Raw genomic sequence first — 16,201 nt, forward strand, 5'->3', positions numbered from 1 at the left:
CCCCCCCCCCCCCCCCCCCCCCCCCCGCCACCATGGATCACTTGCCCTCGGTGATCTCCGGGGCGTCCGGGACCTCGAAGCCGGCCGGGCCGAGGTTCTTCTCGACGGCCTCGGCCCAGGCACCGTCCTCGAACATCTTCTCGAGCGCGGCGTTGATCTTCTCCTGGAGCTCGGTGTCGTCCTTGGGGATACCGATGCCGTAGTGCTCCGGGCCCAGGTCCAGGCCGGCGAGCTCGAACTTGCCCTGGTGCTCGTCCTGCGCGGCGTAGCCGGCGAGGATGGTGTTGTCCGTGGTCAGCGCGTCGACGGCGCCGTTCTCCAGGCCGGTGAGGCACTCGGAGTAGCCGCCGTAGGGCTGGAGGTTCGCGTCGGGGGCGATGTCCTCCTGGATCTTCTGCGCGGAGGTCGAGCCGGAGACGGAACAGAGGTTCAGGTCACCGATCTCGTCGTTGCTGGAGATCGACTCGCCGCTGCGCATCAGCAGGTCCTGCGCGGCCACGAAGTAGGGGCCCGCGAAGCTGACCTCTTCCTTGCGCTGGTCGGTGATGGAGTAGGTGGCGACGATGAAGTCGACGTCACCGTTCTTGATCATGTTCTCGCGCTCGGGCGACTGCGCCTGGCGCCAGGTGATGTCGTCCTCCTCGACACCCAGCTCGGCGGCGACGTAACGGGCGATGTCGACGTCGAAGCCGGTGAAGTCGCCGTCGGCGGTCTGCAGACCCAGGCCGGGCTGGTCGTACTTGATGCCGATGGTCAGCGTGTCGTTGCTGTCGCCACCGTCGCTCGAGCCGCCGTTGCTGTCGTCGGAGCCGCAGGCGGTGGCGGTGAGGGCGAGAACGAGGGCGGAGGCGGCCAGCGTGGCGGACTTGCGAACTCTCATGATCATTTCCTTGCTCTGGTTAACGGGGTGGGGGACTACGTGTGGGGGGCCGGCGGCGCCGGCGGTCGTGCGGGTCAGTGGTGCAGGATCTTCGAGAGGAAGTCCTTGGCACGGTCGCTCTTCGGGTTGTCGAAGAACTGCTGCGGCTCGGCCTCCTCGACGATCCGTCCGTCGGCCATGAAGACCACGCGGTTCGCCGCGGAGCGGGCGAAGCCCATCTCGTGGGTGACGACCACCATCGTCATCCCCTCGCGGGCCAGCTGCTTCATGGCCTCCAGGACCTCGTTGATCATCTCGGGGTCCAGCGCCGAGGTGGGCTCGTCGAAGAGCATCACCTTCGGCTCCATCGCCAGCGCCCGCGCGATCGCCACGCGCTGCTGCTGGCCGCCGGAGAGCTGCGCGGGGTACTTGTCGGCCTGGTTGCCCACGCCCACGCGGTCCAGGAGCTGCCGGGCCCGCTCCTCCACCTCCGCCTTGTCCTGCCTGCGCACCTTGATCGGGCCGAGCATCACGTTCTGCAGCACGGTCTTGTGGGCGAAGAGGTTGAAGGACTGGAAGACCATGCCCACGTCGGCGCGGAGGCGGGCGAGGCCGCGGCCCTCGGCGGGCAGGGGCTCGTCGTCGATCGTGATCGTTCCGCCGTCGATGGTCTCCAGGCGGTTGATGGCCCGGCACAGCGTCGACTTGCCGGAGCCGGAGGGCCCGATCACCACGACGACCTCGCCGCGCTTGATCGTGAGGTTGATGTCCTGGAGCACGTGGAGCGCACCGAAGTGCTTGTTCACGCCGTCCAGGACGACCAGGTCCTCCGCCAGCGGCGCGGCGTCGCCCTCGACGTCCTTGGTCAGCGGCACATCGCTCATCGTGGTCATGCTCCGTCCTCGTCGGTTGCAGGGACCCTAGCCAGCGGCCGAATGGACGTCAGCCGATCTGAGCTGAAATTGAGGATAACGATCTGATGTCTCTGTACTACGTATTGCCGCTGGTGGTAGCGGTGGGTCACGGCCCGGTGGCCCCCGTGTGGCGGGTGGGGCGCGGTGCGTCCGCAGACGGGCCGACCGGCCCGCGGGAGTGGACTTCCGGGCCTGTCCGGAGTTCACTTTTCACCGGGGGTCGCAGACGGTGAACCCGCGCCGTGCCCGCCACGGCCGGCCCCGGCGGCCCCCCGAAGCCGGCCCCGAGGGTCGGCCCGGTCGGCCGCACCGCACGTACAGACCGCCCCGCGGCGCGTCGGACCGGCACCGTCCGGACCGCGCGCGCGGACCCACCGTCGTGCCGGGCGCACGTCGCCGCGGTACGGCCCCGCCCGGCGGACGGACGAGACCGCCGCCCAGGCGGAAGGAGGTCGCATGAGACTGCTGCTGGTGGAGGACGACGAACACGTCGCCGCGGCGCTGGTCGCGGTACTCGGCCGGCACGGTTTCCGTGTCACGCACGCCCGCAACGGGGCCGAGGCCGTCGACCGCGTCCAGGCCGGCGGCCACGACGTGGTGCTGCTGGACCTGGGCCTGCCGGACGCCGACGGCTTCGAGGTGTACGGCCAGATCAGGCGGCTCGCCCGCATCCCGGTGATCATGGTGACCGCGCGCGCCGACGTGCGCTCCCGCATACACGGCCTGAACCTCGGCGCCGACGACTACGTCGTCAAGCCCTACGACACGGGGGAGCTGCTGGCGCGGATCCACGCGGTCAGCCGGCGTTCGGCGCCCGACCGTCCGGCGCCGGACCGCACCGACGCCGAGTCCGGGCCGCCGGGGGGCGGGGAGGTGCTGTCCGCCGGCCCGCTCACCGTGGAACTCTCGACCCGCCGCGTCCTGGTCGACGGGGAGCCCGTGGAGCTGACCCGCAAGGAGTTCGACCTCCTCGCCCTGCTCGCGCAGCGTCCCGGCGTGGTCTTCCGCCGGGAGCAGATCATCAGCGACGTCTGGCGCACCAGCTGGGAAGGGACCGGCCGGACCCTGGAGGTGCACGTGGCGTCGCTGCGGTCGAAGCTCCGCCGGGGTGAACTGGTCGAGACCGTCCGCGGCGTCGGCTACCGCCTCGCCGTCCCCCGACCCTGATCGGCCGACACCACCGTGCGCACCAGGCTCCTCCTCCTGCTCATCCTGCTCCAGGCCGGCGTGCTGCTGGCCCTCGGCGTTCCGCTTGCCGCCAGCCAGGCGGCCACCGAGCAGCAGCGGCTGGTCGTCGACCGTATCGACGACACCGCCCGCTTCGGCTCGCTCGCCCAGTTCGCCACCGGCGCGGGACGGGACGCGCCGGCCGGCGCGCTCGACCAGTTGGAGGAAGAACTCGACCGTTACCACGAGCTGTACGGCATCCGCGCCGGCGTGTTCCGGCGGGACGGTCGCCCGCTGGCGTCGGCACCACCGCGCTGGTCGGGGGTGGCCGAAGACGAGGCGCGCACCGCGTTCGACGAGGCGCTCGCGGGGCGGCGCAGCCACGGCCCCGGGCAGATCTGGCCCTGGGAGACGGACCGCCGCCTGGTCGTGGCCTCGCCGGTCGTCCGCGACGGCGACGTCGTCGCCGTGGTGCTCACCGACTCGCCGACGGGCGCGCTGCGGGCCCGCATCCTCCGCGGCTGGCTGCCGATCGCCCTGGGGGAGGCCGCGGCCATGGCGCTCGCGGTCGCGGCCGCGTTCCGGCTGACCGGCTGGGTGCTCAGCCCCGTCCGCGACCTGGACCGCGCCGCCCACGGGATCACCACCGGGCGCATGAACTCCCGCGTCGCCGCGGCCGGCGGCCCACCGGAGCTGCGTCGGCTGGCGGCCTCGTTCAACGAGATGGCCGACCACGTCGAGGAGGTGCTGGAGCAGCAGCGGGCCTTTGTCGCCGACGCCTCGCACCAGCTGCGGAACCCGCTCTCCGCGCTCCTGCTGCGCATCGAGCTGCTCGGGCTCGAGCTGCCCCCCGGAAGCCAGGAGTTCGCCTCCGTCCGTGCGGAGGGCGCCCGCCTCGCCCGCGTGCTGGACGACCTGCTGGACCTCGCCGTCGCCGAGCAGTCCACGGTCCACCTGCGCACCACCGACGTCGCGGCGCTGGCCGCCGAGCGGGCCGACTCCTGGCGTCCGGTCGCCGACCGCGAGGAGGTCACCCTCCGGACGACCGGACCCAGCGCCGTCACGGCGTGGGCGGACCCGATCGCGCTGTCCAGCGCGCTGGACGCCCTCGTCGACAACGCGATCAAGTTCACCCCCGCCGGCGGCACCGTCGAGGTGTCCTGCCGGGCGGAGGGCGACGTGGTGCGGATCGAGGTCGCCGACACCGGCAGCGGCCTCTCCGAGGAGGAACTGGTACGCGTCGGCGACCGCTTCTGGCGCGCCGGGAGGCACCAGAACGTCTCCGGTTCCGGGCTGGGGCTCTCCATCGTCAAGGCGCTGCTGACCTCCGGCGGCGCCGACATCTCCTACGGACACAACACCCCGCGGGGGTTGCGCGCCACCGTCCGGTTGCCGCGCGAGGACCCGGGGCACCCCGGAACCGAGTGAGGCGGCCCGGCGCCGCAATCCCGCGGGTGCGGCGCCGGACCCGTGCCGGACGGCTCAGCCGCGGGCGAACCGCAGCGTCAGGATCTCGAAGGGTCGCAGCGAGAGCCGCAGCGTGTCCGCGGCCCCGCCGGTCGGCCCGCCGCGCTCGATCGGCGGCGCGGCGGCGCCGGGCCACGGGCGCTCCAGGAGGTCGGTGACGGTCGCCGACGCCACCGCGAAGCCGAGCGACAACGTCCCCGCCGACCTGCCGCCGGAGGCCTCGTACACCCGCACCACCACATCGCCCGAGCGGTCCTCGGCGAGCTTCACCGTCTCCACGACCACCTCGGCGGTGTCCGACGCCACCAGCGGCCGCACCACGGCCGACCCCGGCACGGACCGCTCGGGCAGGTTGATCGCGTGCCCCTCGCGCACCGCGTCCGTGATGTCCGCCCCGGGGACGAGGCCGTACCGCATCCGGTGCCGGCCCTGGTCGGTCTCCGGGTCGGGGTAGCGGGGCGCCCGCAGCAGCGAGAGCCGCACGGTGGTGGTCTGCGAACCGTCCTCCCGGACGTCGCGGGTCACCTCGTGGCCGTAGGTCGAGTCGTTGACCAGCGCCGCGCCCCACCCCGGCTCCCCGACGTGCAGCCAGCGGTGGGCGCAGATCTCGAACTTCGCCGCCTCCCACGAGGTGTTGGTGTGCGTGTCGCGGTGGACGTGCCCGAACTGCGTCTCGGCCGCGGACCGGTCGGCCTTCACGTCCAGCGGGAAGGCCGCCTTCAGCAGCTTCTCGCTCTCGTGCCAGTCGACCTCGGTGTCGATCTCCAGCAGCCGGTCGCCGGCGCGCAGCGTGAGCTGCTGCACCACGGTCGAGGCACCGAACGCGCGCACCACCCGCACCGTCGCCGAGCGGCCGTCGTCGTCCGCGGCGACGACCTCCCGGGCGTCGGTCAGGTCGGTGACGTTGTGCCGGTAGAAGGAGTCGATGTCCCAGGCGTCCCACTTGTTGGGCAGATCGGGGTGGAGCTGGAGCAGGTTGGCCGCCGCGCCCGGGGCCACCGCCTCGCGTCCGGACGCGGCGTCGACCGCCGACACCACCAGTCCCCGTGCGTCGACCGTCACCCGCAGCAGCCCGTTGTCGAGGACCCAGCCGGCGTCGTCCGGCAGCGCGGTCAGCGTCACCGGCGCCGGGGCCGGTGCCCCGCCGCGCGGTGCGGCTCCGCCTCCGGGGATTCCGTGGCGGGCGTGCGGCGCGGCGTTGAAGACGACGGTGCCGCCCTCCGCGCCGGCCGGGGCGGCCGCCTCCCCGGCCAGCGCGTGCTGCGCCCCGGCGACGATCGCCTCCAGCTCCTCCCGGAGCCGGTCGTAGGTGTCGCGCGCCTCCCGGTGGACCCAGGCGATGGAGGACCCGGGCAGGATGTCGTGGAACTGGTGGAGCAGCACCTCCTTCCAGATGCGCTCCAACTCCTCGTAGGGGTAGCCGTACCGCCCGTCCCGCACCGCGGCGGTCGCGGCCCACAGTTCGGCCTCGCGCAGCAGTGACTCGCTGCGCCGGTTGCCCTGCTTGGTCTTGGCCTGCGAGGTGTAGGTGCCGCGGTGGAACTCCAGGTACAGCTCGCCCGCCCAGACCGGTGCGTCCGGGTACTCGGCGAGCGCCTTGCGGAAGAACTCCGCGGGGGCCTCGACCTCCACCCGGGGCGAGCCGTCGAGGTCCCGCAGCCGCCGGGCGCGCCCCAGCATCTCCCGGGTGGCCCCGCCCCCGCCGTCACCGTGGCCGAACGGGACGAGGGAACGGGTGGCGCGGCCCTTCTCGCGGAAGTTCCGTGCCGCGTGCGCCAGCTCGGCGCCGGTCATCTCGGCCGTGTAGGTGTCCACCGGCGGGAAGTGGGTGAAGACCCGGGTGCCGTCGATGCCCTCCCACCAGAAGCTGGAGTGCGGGAAAGCATTGGTCTGGTTCCAGGAGATCTTCTGGGTGAGGAAGAAGTCGGACGCCGACAACCGCACCAGCTGCGGTAGCGCGGCGGTGTAGCCGAAGGTGTCGGGCAGCCACACCTCGCGCGTCTCGATGCCGAACTCGTCGAGGAAGAACTTCTTCCCGTACAGGAACTGCCGCGCCATCGCCTCGCCGCCCACCATGTTGGTGTCCGACTCCACCCACATGCCGCCCACGGGAATGAACTGCCCTGTCGCGATCTTCTCCCGGACGCGGGCGAACAGCTCCGGCCGGTGCTCCTTCAGCCACGCGAGCTGCTGGGCCTGCGACATCGCGAACCGGTGGTCCGGGTCGCCGTCCATGAGCGCCACCGTGTTGGCCGAGGTCCGCGCGACCTTGCGGACCGTCTCCCGCAGCGGCCACAGCCACGCCGAGTCGATGTGGGCGTGCCCGACGGCGCTGACCCGGTGCGCCGAGGCCCGTGCGGGGGATGCGAGCGCCGCGGCCAGCGGCTCGCGGGCCGCGGTCGCGCTGCCGGGGACGTCGGTCAGGTCGAGCGCGTCGAGCGCCCGTTCCACGGCCCGCAGCACCTCCCACCGGCGGGCGTCCTCCAACGGCAGCTCCACCATCAGCTGGCCGAGGACCTCCAGATCGCGCACCAGCTCCCACACCTCCGGGTGGAAGACCGCGAGGTCCATGCGCTCGACGCGGTAGAGGGGCTCGTCGCCGGCGGTCAGCCGGTCGCCCAGCGGGCCGGGGAGCTGCGGGGTCAGCAGGATCGGGTTGGCCGCCGCCTCGATGAACAGCTCCACCTCCTCGCCGCCGGCCGCGAGGTCGGCGATCCGCACCCAGTCGTTGTGCGGGTTCAGCCCCTTGACGACCGAGCCGTCCCGGCGGTGGACCAGCCCCTCGGACTGGAAGCCGGCCAGCGCCCGGTCGAAGCCGATGTCCAGCACCGCCTCCACGGTGGCGCCCCGCCAGGCGGGGGGCACGGTGCCCGTGACCCGGAACCAGGTGGTGCCCCACGCGGGGCCCCAGGGCTCGCCGACGGCCGCCGGACGGTACGGCGCCGCGAGCCCCTCGGCAACGGGAACCGGCTCGCCGGGCGCGTCCCAGCGTTCGACCGTCAGCGGCGCCCGGGCGCCGTGGACGGCGGGGGCGATCCGCTCGGTGAGGACGCGGCGCAGGCGGTCTTCCACGATGCGGCGGTCGTCGTGCATCAGTCCTCCGGTGGGGTTGCGGTGCGCGTGCGCCCCGGCCGTGGCCTGCCCGCCCGGGCAGGGCCGGGGCCACCTCCCAGGGTGCCGCCCCCCACCGTGCCACCGGGCGGCCGGCCCCCGTGCAACTGGGCGGTCCCCGTGCCGCGGCGGGCCGCCCCGGTCAGGACTTGACGGACCGGTAGTAGCGGGCGGCGCCGGGGTGCAGCTGCAGCGGCTGGGTGTAGATCGCCGTCCGCAGGTCCACCCGCTGCGCCGCGTGCACCACCGTCGCGATGTGGTCCCGTCCTCGTATCACCGAGGCGGTCAGCCGCTCGGTGAGCGCGACGTCCGCCCCGGCCGTGGTCACCAGCAGATTGGCCACCGCCACCGTGTCGACGCCGCTGGTGCCGCTGACCTCCGGATAGGCGTCCGGCGGCACCACCGCGGCGCGGTAGTACGCCGTGTGCTCGCCCTGCCGCCGCAGCTGCGGCAGCAGCTCGCCCAGCGGCACCAGGCGGATCGCGCGCCGGGAGGCCAACTGCTCGACCGCACGCGTCGGCAGGCCACCGGACCAGAAGAAGGCGTCGAGGCGGTCGTGCTCCAGCATCCGCGGCATGGTGTGGATGCCCTCGCGGGCCGCGGTCACGTCCCGGTCCATGTCCAGCCCGGCCGCCGCCAGCAGCTCCCGCGTGACGAGCTGCACCCCGGAGCGGTCCTGCCCCACTCCCACCCGCAGGCCGGCGAGCTCCGCCACCGACCGCACCGGTGACGCGGCGGGGACCACCAGCTGCATGTAGTCGTCGTAGAGGCGGGCGCACGCCGTCAGCGAGTCGGTGTCGCCGCCGGCGCGATGGGACGCCAGCGAGTCCGCCGTGGCGATGGCGTAGTCGGCCTCTCCCGACAGCAGCCGCTCGATGTTCTCCACGGAGCCCGCGCTCGGCGTCAGCACCACCTTGACCTGCGGGAGGTCCCGCGCCAGCTGGGAGCGGAGCAGCTGTCCGTACTGCGCGTAGACCCCGCTCGGCACCCCGGTGCTCACCACGACCTCACCGCTCGGCGGCGGCTCGCCGTCCCGCGCCGCCAGCCACCACAGAGAGCCGCCGCCCACCGCGGCCGCCCCCAGGCCCAGCAGCCGTCGGCGGGGGATCGGCGGGAGCGCACGCGAGACCATGCCGACAGTCTGCCGGACGTCCGGCGCCCGCGGCACCGCGCCCACCGGCGGCTTCGCCGACCGCCGGCACCACTGCGGCCGTGCCGGGCCCCGTCCCGGCGCCGCCCGGACGGGAACCCGGTTCGGCGCGCCGTCGGCAGCGCCTACCCTGGTGGTCATGAGCAGCACTGACGGGAGCCTCCCGGTGGCCGAGCCCAGGACCTACCAGGTCCGCACCTTCGGCTGCCAGATGAACGTCCATGACAGCGAGCGCATGTCGGGACTGCTGGAGGCGGCGGGATACACGCGGGCGCCCAAGGAGGCCGACGCCGCGGACATCGTGGTCTTCAACACCTGCGCCGTTCGCGAGAACGCCGACAACCGCCTCTACGGCAACCTCGGCCAGCTGGCGCCGAAGAAGGCGAGCCGGCCCGGCATGCAGATCGCCGTCGGCGGCTGCCTGGCGCAGAAGGACCGCGACACCATCGTGCGGCGCGCCCCCTGGGTGGACGTCGTCTTCGGCACGCACAACGTCGGGAAGCTGCCGGTGCTGCTGGAGCGGGCCCGCGTCGAGCGCGAGGCACAGGTCGAGATCGCCGAGTCGCTGGAGGCGTTCCCCTCCACGTTGCCCACCCGCCGCGAGAGCGCCTACGCGGCCTGGGTCTCGATCTCCGTCGGCTGCAACAACACCTGCACCTTCTGCATCGTGCCGGCGCTGCGGGGCAAGGAGAAGGACCGCCGTCCCGGCGACATTCTCGCCGAGATCGAGACGCTCGTCGACGACGGCGTCAGCGAGATCACGCTGCTCGGCCAGAACGTCAACGCCTACGGTTCCGACATCGGCGACCGCGAGGCCTTCTCCAAGCTGCTGCGTGCCTGCGGCAGGGTCGAGGGCCTGGAGCGCGTCCGCTTCACCTCGCCGCACCCGCGCGACTTCACCGACGACGTCATCGCGGCGATGGCCGAGACCGAGAACGTCATGCCGCAGCTCCACATGCCGCTGCAGTCCGGCTCCTCCACGGTGCTCAAGGCGATGCGTCGCTCCTACCGGCAGGAGCGCTTCCTCGGCATCATCGAGAAGGTCCGCGCCGCCATGCCGGAGGCGGCCATCTCCACGGACGTCATCGTCGGGTTCCCCGGCGAGACGGAGGAGGACTTCCAGGAGACGCTGCACGTCGTGCGCGAGGCGCGGTTCGCGCAGGCGTTCACCTTCCAGTACTCGAAGCGGCCCGGCACCCCCGCGGCGACGATGGACGGCCAGATCCCCAAGGCGGTCGTGCAGGAGCGCTACGAGCGGCTGGTCGCGCTGCAGGAGGAGATCTCCTGGGCCGAGAACCGCAAGCAGGTCGGCCGCACCCTGGAGATCATGGTCGCCGAGGGCGAGGGCCGGAAGGACGACGCCACCCGCCGACTCTCCGGCCGGGCACCCGACAACCGGCTCGTCCACTTCACCAGGCCCGACCAGCCGGTGCGCCCCGGCGACATGGTGACCGCCACCGTCACCTACGCCGCCCCCCACCACCTCCTCGCGGAGGACACCGTCAGCGCCGTCCGCCGCACGCGCTCCGGCGACGCCTGGGAGGAGCGCCAGGCGCAGCCGACGGGGGCGTCGGGCCGTCCCACCGTCTCCCTCGGCCTGCCCGGCGTCGGCGCACCGCCGCCGCTGCCCGACGCCACCGGCGGCTGCGCCGCCCGCTGAACACCGGCGACACCGCGCCGCGGAGCCGCATCCCGAGAGCGTGTGTCGGACCCCGCGCCGGATCGGCTCGCGGCACCGGACGCGGGCAGCGGCACGGCGGAGGGGCGGCCCCCTGCGGGATGTCCGCGGGCGTCTCCGACGACGCGGCAGATGGCTGCAGCCGGCGCCGCGGGCCCGGCGTGGGGTCTCCCGGACGCTCTGATCACCGGGGGCGGCCCCGCGCGTCGGCCTCACGCGGTCGGGGCCGCAGGTCGCGCCGGTAGGGTGCCGACCATGCTCGTAGCCGCCGCTGTCTGCCCCGCCCCGCCGCTGCTGGTGCCCGCCGTGGCCGCCGGCGCCGCCGCCGAACTCGACGCGCTGCGCGGCGACTGCCGCCGTGCGCTGGCCGCCGTGGCGGCGGCGGGGCCCGACCGGCTGGTCGTGGTCGGCGCCGGTGCCGCCGCCGTCACCCACCACGGGCGGGGTGCGGCCGGTTCGTTCCGCGGGTTCGGGATTCCGCTGACGGTCCGGCTGCCCGCGGCCGGGCCGGGCGGGGGAACGGCGGACGCGGGCCCGACAGCCGAACCGCTGCCCGCCCCGTCGGCGGTCGCCGCCTGGCTCCTCGCGGACGCGGGCTGGGACGCCGCGCCCGTCACGGCGGTGAGCGTGCCGGACGACCTGCCCGCCGCGAGCTGCCTGGAGCTGGGCCGGGAGCTCGCCGCCGGCTCGGCGCGCACGGCGCTTCTGGTGGTCGGGAGCGGTTCCCACTGCCGCACCCTCAAGGCGCCGGGATACCTCGACGAACGGGGCGAGCCCTTCGACGACTCCGTCGCCCGGTCGCTCGCCGCCGCCGACCACGAAGCCCTCGCCGCCCTCGACCGAGAGCTGGCCGCGGCCGTCGGTGCGGACGGCGCCGCCCCGTGGCAGGTGCTGGCGGGGGCGGCCGGTCGGCGGGAGTCCACGGCACCCCTCGGCGGCGCGCTGCTGCACCACACGGCGCCGTACGGCGTCGGCTACCTGGTCGCGGCCTGGAGCTGACCGCCGCCGGACGCGCCGCCGCGGGCCCGCGGCGGCACGCCTCCGCCCGGGCCCGCCCCGCCCGTGGCCCGGGCACCGTCTGGGAGACTGACGCGATGCGCAGCACACCCCCGCCCCCGCAGCTCCAGGTCGTGGCCGTGGTCGGCCCCACGGCCGCCGGCAAGTCCGACCTGGGCGTCGAGCTCGCCCGCCGGCTCGGCGGCGAGGTGGTCAACGCCGACTCCATGCAGCTCTACCGCGGCATGGACATCGGCACGGCGAAGCTGGCCGAGGACGAGCGCGGCGGCGTGCCCCACCACCTGCTCGACGTCTGGGACGTCCGGGAGACCGCCAGCGTCGCCGAGTACCAGCGCGCGGCCCGGGTCGAGATCGACCGACTGCTGGCCGCGGGCCGTCTCCCCGTCCTCGTCGGCGGCTCCGGGTTGTACGTCCGGGCCGCCGTCGACCGGATGGAGTTCCCCGGCACCGACCCCGAGGTCCGCGCCGCGCTGGAGGAGGAACTCGCCCGGGGCGGCAGCGGGCCGCTGCACGAGCGCCTGGCGGCGGCCGACCCCGCGGCAGCGGCCGCGATCCTCCCCAGCAACGGCCGCCGCATCGTGCGGGCGCTCGAGGTCATCGCCATCACCGGGAAGCCCTTCACCGCGCAACTGCCCGGCTCCGACGAGGAGCAGAGCGTCTACCGCACCCTCCAGATCGGGGTGGACGTGGCGCGGCCCGAACTGGACGCGCGGATCACCACGCGCGTGGACCGGATGTGGGAGGCGGGGCTGCCGGACGAGGTGCGCCGCCTCGAACAGGCGGGTCTCCGTGAGGGGCGCACCGCGTCACGGGCCCTCGGGTACCAGCAGCTGCTCGCGGCCTTCTCCGGCGCGTACGACGAGGAGACGGCCCGCGAGGAGACGGTGCGCACCACCCGGCGGTTCGCCCGCCGCCAGGACACCTGGTTCCGCCGGGACGGCCGGGTCCACTGGCTCAGCGGCGCCGCCGCCGACCGCGCGCAGCTGCCCGAGCGCGCCTGGGAGCTGGTGCGGGACGCACTCGGCCGCTGATCCGCACCGCGCGGGGAGCCGCCGTCCCGCGCCCCCGGCGGGGGCGGTGACGACCGCAACACCACAGGTGGGGGCGTGTGGAGGGGGCGCGGGGAACCGCGTTCACGCCTGTTGTCCCACGACTCGAACGGACGGTCACATCCTGGTCACGTGATGGCATCGGGACGCTCCAGAGGCCCTGTGGGAGAGCTGTGGCGTGCCATCATCGAACGTGCTACAGGCCGAGGAACCGTACGTTGGGAGGGCACGTGGCGATGGAGGCCGGCCCTCGCGACAGGGACGACGGCAGCCGGGCGCAGCCGTTGCGCGCCGGCGCGCTGGAACCCCTGCCGCTGCCCGAAACGGTGCACCCCTCGGACCCCGGGTCCACCCGCCCGCCCGGCGATGACGACCAGGCGGAGCTGTACGAGGAGCTGCGGCCCCAGCGGCGGCTCCGCATCCTGCAGATGGCACCGATCGTGGTGCTCAGCCTGCTGGGTTCGCTCATGTTCGCCTTCCCCCTCGCCTTCGCCTTCAGCGACAGCGGCGCTGTGGTCGCCATGCTGGGGCTGCTGATCGGCTCCAGCGCGGCCGGCTGGGGAGTCCTCGCGGCCCACCGGGTCGGCTACACCTGGCCCGGGCTGCCCCCGCGGGGCTCCGGTGCCCGGCCGGACTGGCGGATGCTGGCGTTGTACGCGCTCGGTCTGGCCCTCGTCGGCCTGTTCGCCGTCTGGCGCGTTGCCGGGCTGCGCTGACCGCTTCCGTGCGCCGCCGCACACGGCACGCCCCCGCACACGGCACGCCCCCGCACACGGCACGCCCGTCGCCCGCTCCTTCGCCCGACGCCCCGGAATTCGCGCCGACACCGACACCGACACCGACACCGCGCGCGTCCGTACCTGCGGCCGCTCCCCGGACGCCGCGCCCGCCGGGCGAGCCCGGAGCACCCCGGGGCACCGCCAGGTCGTACGATCGGGCAGGTGAGTACACCGGCAGGGCTGCCGTTCCTCAAGGGACACGGCACCGAGAACGACTTCGTCATCCTCCCCGACCCCGACGGCGCCCTGACGCTGTCGCCGGAGGCGGTGGCCCGGCTGTGCGACCGCCGCGCGGGGGTCGGCGCGGACGGCCTGCTGCGCGTCGTCCGCTGCGACGCGCTCCCCGAGGGCCGCGCCCTCGCGGGGGAGGCCCGCTGGTTCATGGACTACCGCAACGGCGACGGCAGCGTCGCCGAGATGTGCGGCAACGGCGTCCGGGTCTTCGCCCGCTTCCTGTGGCACGCCGGGCTGACCGAGGACACCGAGATCGCCGTCGGCACCCGCGCGGGGATCAGGACGGCGCGTCTCGGGGCGGACGGCGGCGTCACCGTCGGGATGGGCCGCGCCGAGCTGCCCTCCGGGCCCGGCGGGACGGCCACGGTCACCGTGGGGGAGCGCAGCTGGCCGGCGGTACACGTCGACATGGGCAACCCCCACGCCGTCGCGTTCGTGGCGGAGCTCGACGACGCCGGGCCGCTCCTGGAGGCCCCCGGTGTCGCACCGGCCGAGGCCTACCCGCACGGCACCAACGTGGAGTTCGTCGTCGACCGCGGCGCGGCGCACGTCGCGCTGCGGGTGCACGAGCGCGGTTCCGGTGAGACGCGGTCCTGCGGAACCGGCGCGTGCGCCGTCATGGTGGCTGCGGCCCGCCGTGACGGCCACGACCCGGCGGCCGACGGCCGCGCCGTGACCTACACCGTCGACGTGCCGGGCGGGCGGCTGTCCATCACCGAGCGCGCCGACGGCGTGATCGAGATGACCGGACCGGCCGTGATCGTCGCCGAGGGCGTGCTGGACCCGGCCTGGCTGGACCCGGCCGCACTCCGCGCGTAGCGCCGGCGGCCCGGGCGCCGTCCGCCGCGGTCGCTGTCGCGGCGGGCCGTCCCGCCGGAGCACGGCGGTCGCTGCGGCGCGCCAACTCCCCTGCGCGGCAAGCCTTCCGTCCCGATCGGCGTCCGAACTCCCGTCGCCCGAAGGGGTGATCCGAACCCGTCGGCCATGCCCGGGTACGGCGCCCCGTGCTGGGCTCGGTAGCATCAAGCACCGGCACCACTGCGGGAGTCGGCGGGAGGTCCGTGCGGCGCCCCGGAGCGCCACGCACCGCCCCACCGCGGTCCACCAGCCCTGAGCCGGTCCACGACCAGGCCGCGGAGGTGCCCAGTGAGCGCAGAGACAGCCGGCAGCAGCCATGTACGGGAGCGGGTGCACCGCAGGGACGGCGGCCGGCTGCGCCGCCTGGGACGCGCGGCGATGTTCGGTCCGTCGCGCGACGGCCTGCCGGACGCCATCGAGCACCTGGCCCGCGCCCACCGCCGTCACCACCCGGGCGCCCCGCTCGATGCGCTGCGGCGCGCCTACGCGGTGGCGGAGCGTGCCCACCGCGGCCAGATGCGCAAGAGCGGCGATCCGTACATCACGCACCCCGTTGCGGTCACGCTGATCCTCGCGCAGCTGGGCGCCGAGACGACGACCCTGGTGGCGTCGCTCCTCCACGACACGGTCGAGGACACCGAGGTGACGCTGGAGCAGGTGCGCCGCGACTTCGGCGAGGAGGTCGGCTACCTGGTCGACGGGGTGACCAAGCTGGAGAAGGTCGAGTACGGCGCCGCCGCCGAGTCGGAGACCTTCCGCAAGATGCTGGTGGCGGCGGGCAGCGACGTTCGCGTGCTGTCCATCAAACTGGCGGACCGCGTCCACAACATGCGAACGCTCGGCGTCATGCGCCCGGAGAAGCAGACCCGGATCGCACTGGTCACCCGGGACGTGCTGATCATGCTGGCCGAGCGGCTCGGCGTCCAGGCGGTCAAGACCGAACTGGAGGACCTCGCCTTCGCGATCCTCCATCCCGAGGAGCACGCGCGCACCACGCAGCTCGTGCGGGAGCACCGCCGCATGCCCGACCCGCTGCAGCCGATCGCCGCCGCCGTCGCCGAGACCCTGCGGGAGGCCGGCATCGAGGCCACGGTACGGGTCAGGCCCCGGCACCTGCTGTCGGTCCACCGCGCCTCGGTCCGCCGGGGCAGCCTGGGCCCCTGCGACTTCGGCCGACTGCTGATCGTCGTGGACGAGGACGCCGACTGCTACGCCGCCCTCGGGGAACTGCACACCTGCTTCACCCCGATCGTGGCCGAGTTCAAGGACTTCGTGGCCGCCCCGAAGTTCAACCTCTACCAGTCGCTGCACACCGCGGTGGCGGACCGCGAGGGCCGCGTCGCCGAGGTGCTGGTCCGCTCGCGCAGGATGCACCAGGTGGCGGAAGCCGGCGTGATCGCCCTCGGCGACCCCCACCGCCCGGCCGAGCAGTCCGGCGCCGCCGCCGACGACGCCGAGCGCGCCGACCCCACCCGGCCGGGGTGGCTCTCCCGCCTCCTCGAGTGGCAGGCCCAGGCGCCGGACCCCGAGATCTTCTGGGCGGAGCTGCGCGACGACCTCCGCCGCAACCGCGAGATCACCGTCTTCGCCGAACAACCCGGCACGGGTGCCCTGCAGCTCCCCTCCGGCGCCAGCTGCGTCGACGCCGCCTACGCCCGCCACGGCGAGGCCGCCCACCGCTGCGTGGGTGCCCGGGTCAACGGTCGGCTGGTGACGCTCGGTACCACGCTCCGCGACGGCGACACCGTTCGGTTGCTGCTCGCGCCGGAGGGGTCCTCCGAACCGTCGGGCGACTGGTTGGAGTCCGCCGTGACGCCCGCCGCGCGGATCGCCATCCGCCGCGAGCTCACCGCCCGCAGCGATCGGACCCGCCACGCCGCCGCACCCGGCGCGCCGGCGGGCCCGGCGGACGCCCGGC

The 16,201-nt window shown here is 74.5% G+C and carries 12 protein-coding genes; 8 read left to right on the forward strand and 4 right to left on the reverse strand.

Annotation, left to right across the window (positions count from 1 at the left end):
* Window positions 1-37 precede the first annotated feature (37 nt).
* Window positions 38-880 carry a glutamate ABC transporter substrate-binding protein gene (locus HCN56_RS09800; RefSeq protein ID WP_167969285.1) on the reverse strand — a complete coding sequence of 281 codons (843 nt, stop codon included), beginning with the start codon at window positions 878-880 and terminating at the stop codon, window positions 38-40.
* A 74-nt stretch (window positions 881-954) separates the two neighbouring features.
* On the reverse strand, window positions 955-1,743 hold the full coding sequence (locus HCN56_RS09805) for an amino acid ABC transporter ATP-binding protein (RefSeq protein WP_167969328.1): 789 nt from the start codon (window positions 1,741-1,743) through the stop codon (window positions 955-957).
* A gap of 486 nt (window positions 1,744-2,229) precedes the next feature.
* On the opposite strand from HCN56_RS09805, the gene HCN56_RS09810 reads away from it, so the two are divergent.
* Together HCN56_RS09810 and HCN56_RS09815 are read left to right on the forward strand one after the other, a co-directional pair.
* Entirely contained in the window at window positions 2,230-2,940 is a 711-nt protein-coding gene (locus HCN56_RS09810; RefSeq protein ID WP_167969287.1) for a response regulator transcription factor, read from the forward strand.
* A 15-nt stretch (window positions 2,941-2,955) separates the two neighbouring features.
* On the forward strand, window positions 2,956-4,368 hold the full coding sequence (locus tag HCN56_RS09815; protein WP_167969289.1) for a sensor histidine kinase: 1,413 nt from the start codon (window positions 2,956-2,958) through the stop codon (window positions 4,366-4,368).
* 54 nt (window positions 4,369-4,422) lie between these two features.
* Here the strand turns inward: HCN56_RS09815 and HCN56_RS09820 are convergent, their stop codons facing one another.
* The gene (locus HCN56_RS09820; RefSeq protein ID WP_167969291.1) at window positions 4,423-7,500 is read right to left on the reverse strand and encodes an alpha-mannosidase; all 3,078 of its coding nucleotides are present in this window, start codon (window positions 7,498-7,500) and stop codon (window positions 4,423-4,425) included.
* 160 nt (window positions 7,501-7,660) lie between these two features.
* Window positions 7,661-8,650, reverse strand: a complete 990-nt coding sequence (locus HCN56_RS09825) for a TAXI family TRAP transporter solute-binding subunit (protein ID WP_167969301.1) — start codon at window positions 8,648-8,650, stop codon at window positions 7,661-7,663.
* 157 nt (window positions 8,651-8,807) lie between these two features.
* Here HCN56_RS09825 and miaB point away from each other — a divergent pair, with 157 nt between their 5' ends.
* From miaB to HCN56_RS09855, 6 genes are all read left to right on the forward strand, one after another.
* Window positions 8,808-10,328: a tRNA (N6-isopentenyl adenosine(37)-C2)-methylthiotransferase MiaB gene (gene miaB, locus HCN56_RS09830; RefSeq protein ID WP_167969310.1), complete on the forward strand. Its 1,521-nt coding sequence runs from the start codon at window positions 8,808-8,810 to the stop codon at window positions 10,326-10,328.
* Between the two features lie 273 nt (window positions 10,329-10,601).
* Window positions 10,602-11,345, forward strand: a complete 744-nt coding sequence (locus HCN56_RS09835) for a class III extradiol ring-cleavage dioxygenase family protein (RefSeq protein WP_167969312.1) — start codon at window positions 10,602-10,604, stop codon at window positions 11,343-11,345.
* A gap of 95 nt (window positions 11,346-11,440) precedes the next feature.
* Window positions 11,441-12,394: a tRNA (adenosine(37)-N6)-dimethylallyltransferase MiaA gene (gene miaA / locus HCN56_RS09840; RefSeq protein ID WP_167969314.1), complete on the forward strand. Its 954-nt coding sequence runs from the start codon at window positions 11,441-11,443 to the stop codon at window positions 12,392-12,394.
* Between the two features lie 254 nt (window positions 12,395-12,648).
* Complete coding sequence (locus HCN56_RS09845) at window positions 12,649-13,128, forward strand: hypothetical protein (protein WP_167969330.1); 480 nt, start codon at window positions 12,649-12,651, stop codon at window positions 13,126-13,128.
* A 225-nt stretch (window positions 13,129-13,353) separates the two neighbouring features.
* Window positions 13,354-14,244 carry a diaminopimelate epimerase gene (dapF, locus tag HCN56_RS09850; protein WP_167969324.1) on the forward strand — a complete coding sequence of 297 codons (891 nt, stop codon included), beginning with the start codon at window positions 13,354-13,356 and terminating at the stop codon, window positions 14,242-14,244.
* 327 nt (window positions 14,245-14,571) lie between these two features.
* The coding region (locus HCN56_RS09855; protein WP_312871157.1) for a RelA/SpoT family protein at window positions 14,572-16,201 on the forward strand (1,630 nt) is incomplete at its 3' end.

Source organism: Streptomyces lonarensis, from assembly GCF_012033735.1.
Taxonomy (GTDB): domain Bacteria; phylum Actinomycetota; class Actinomycetes; order Streptomycetales; family Streptomycetaceae; genus Streptomyces; species Streptomyces lonarensis.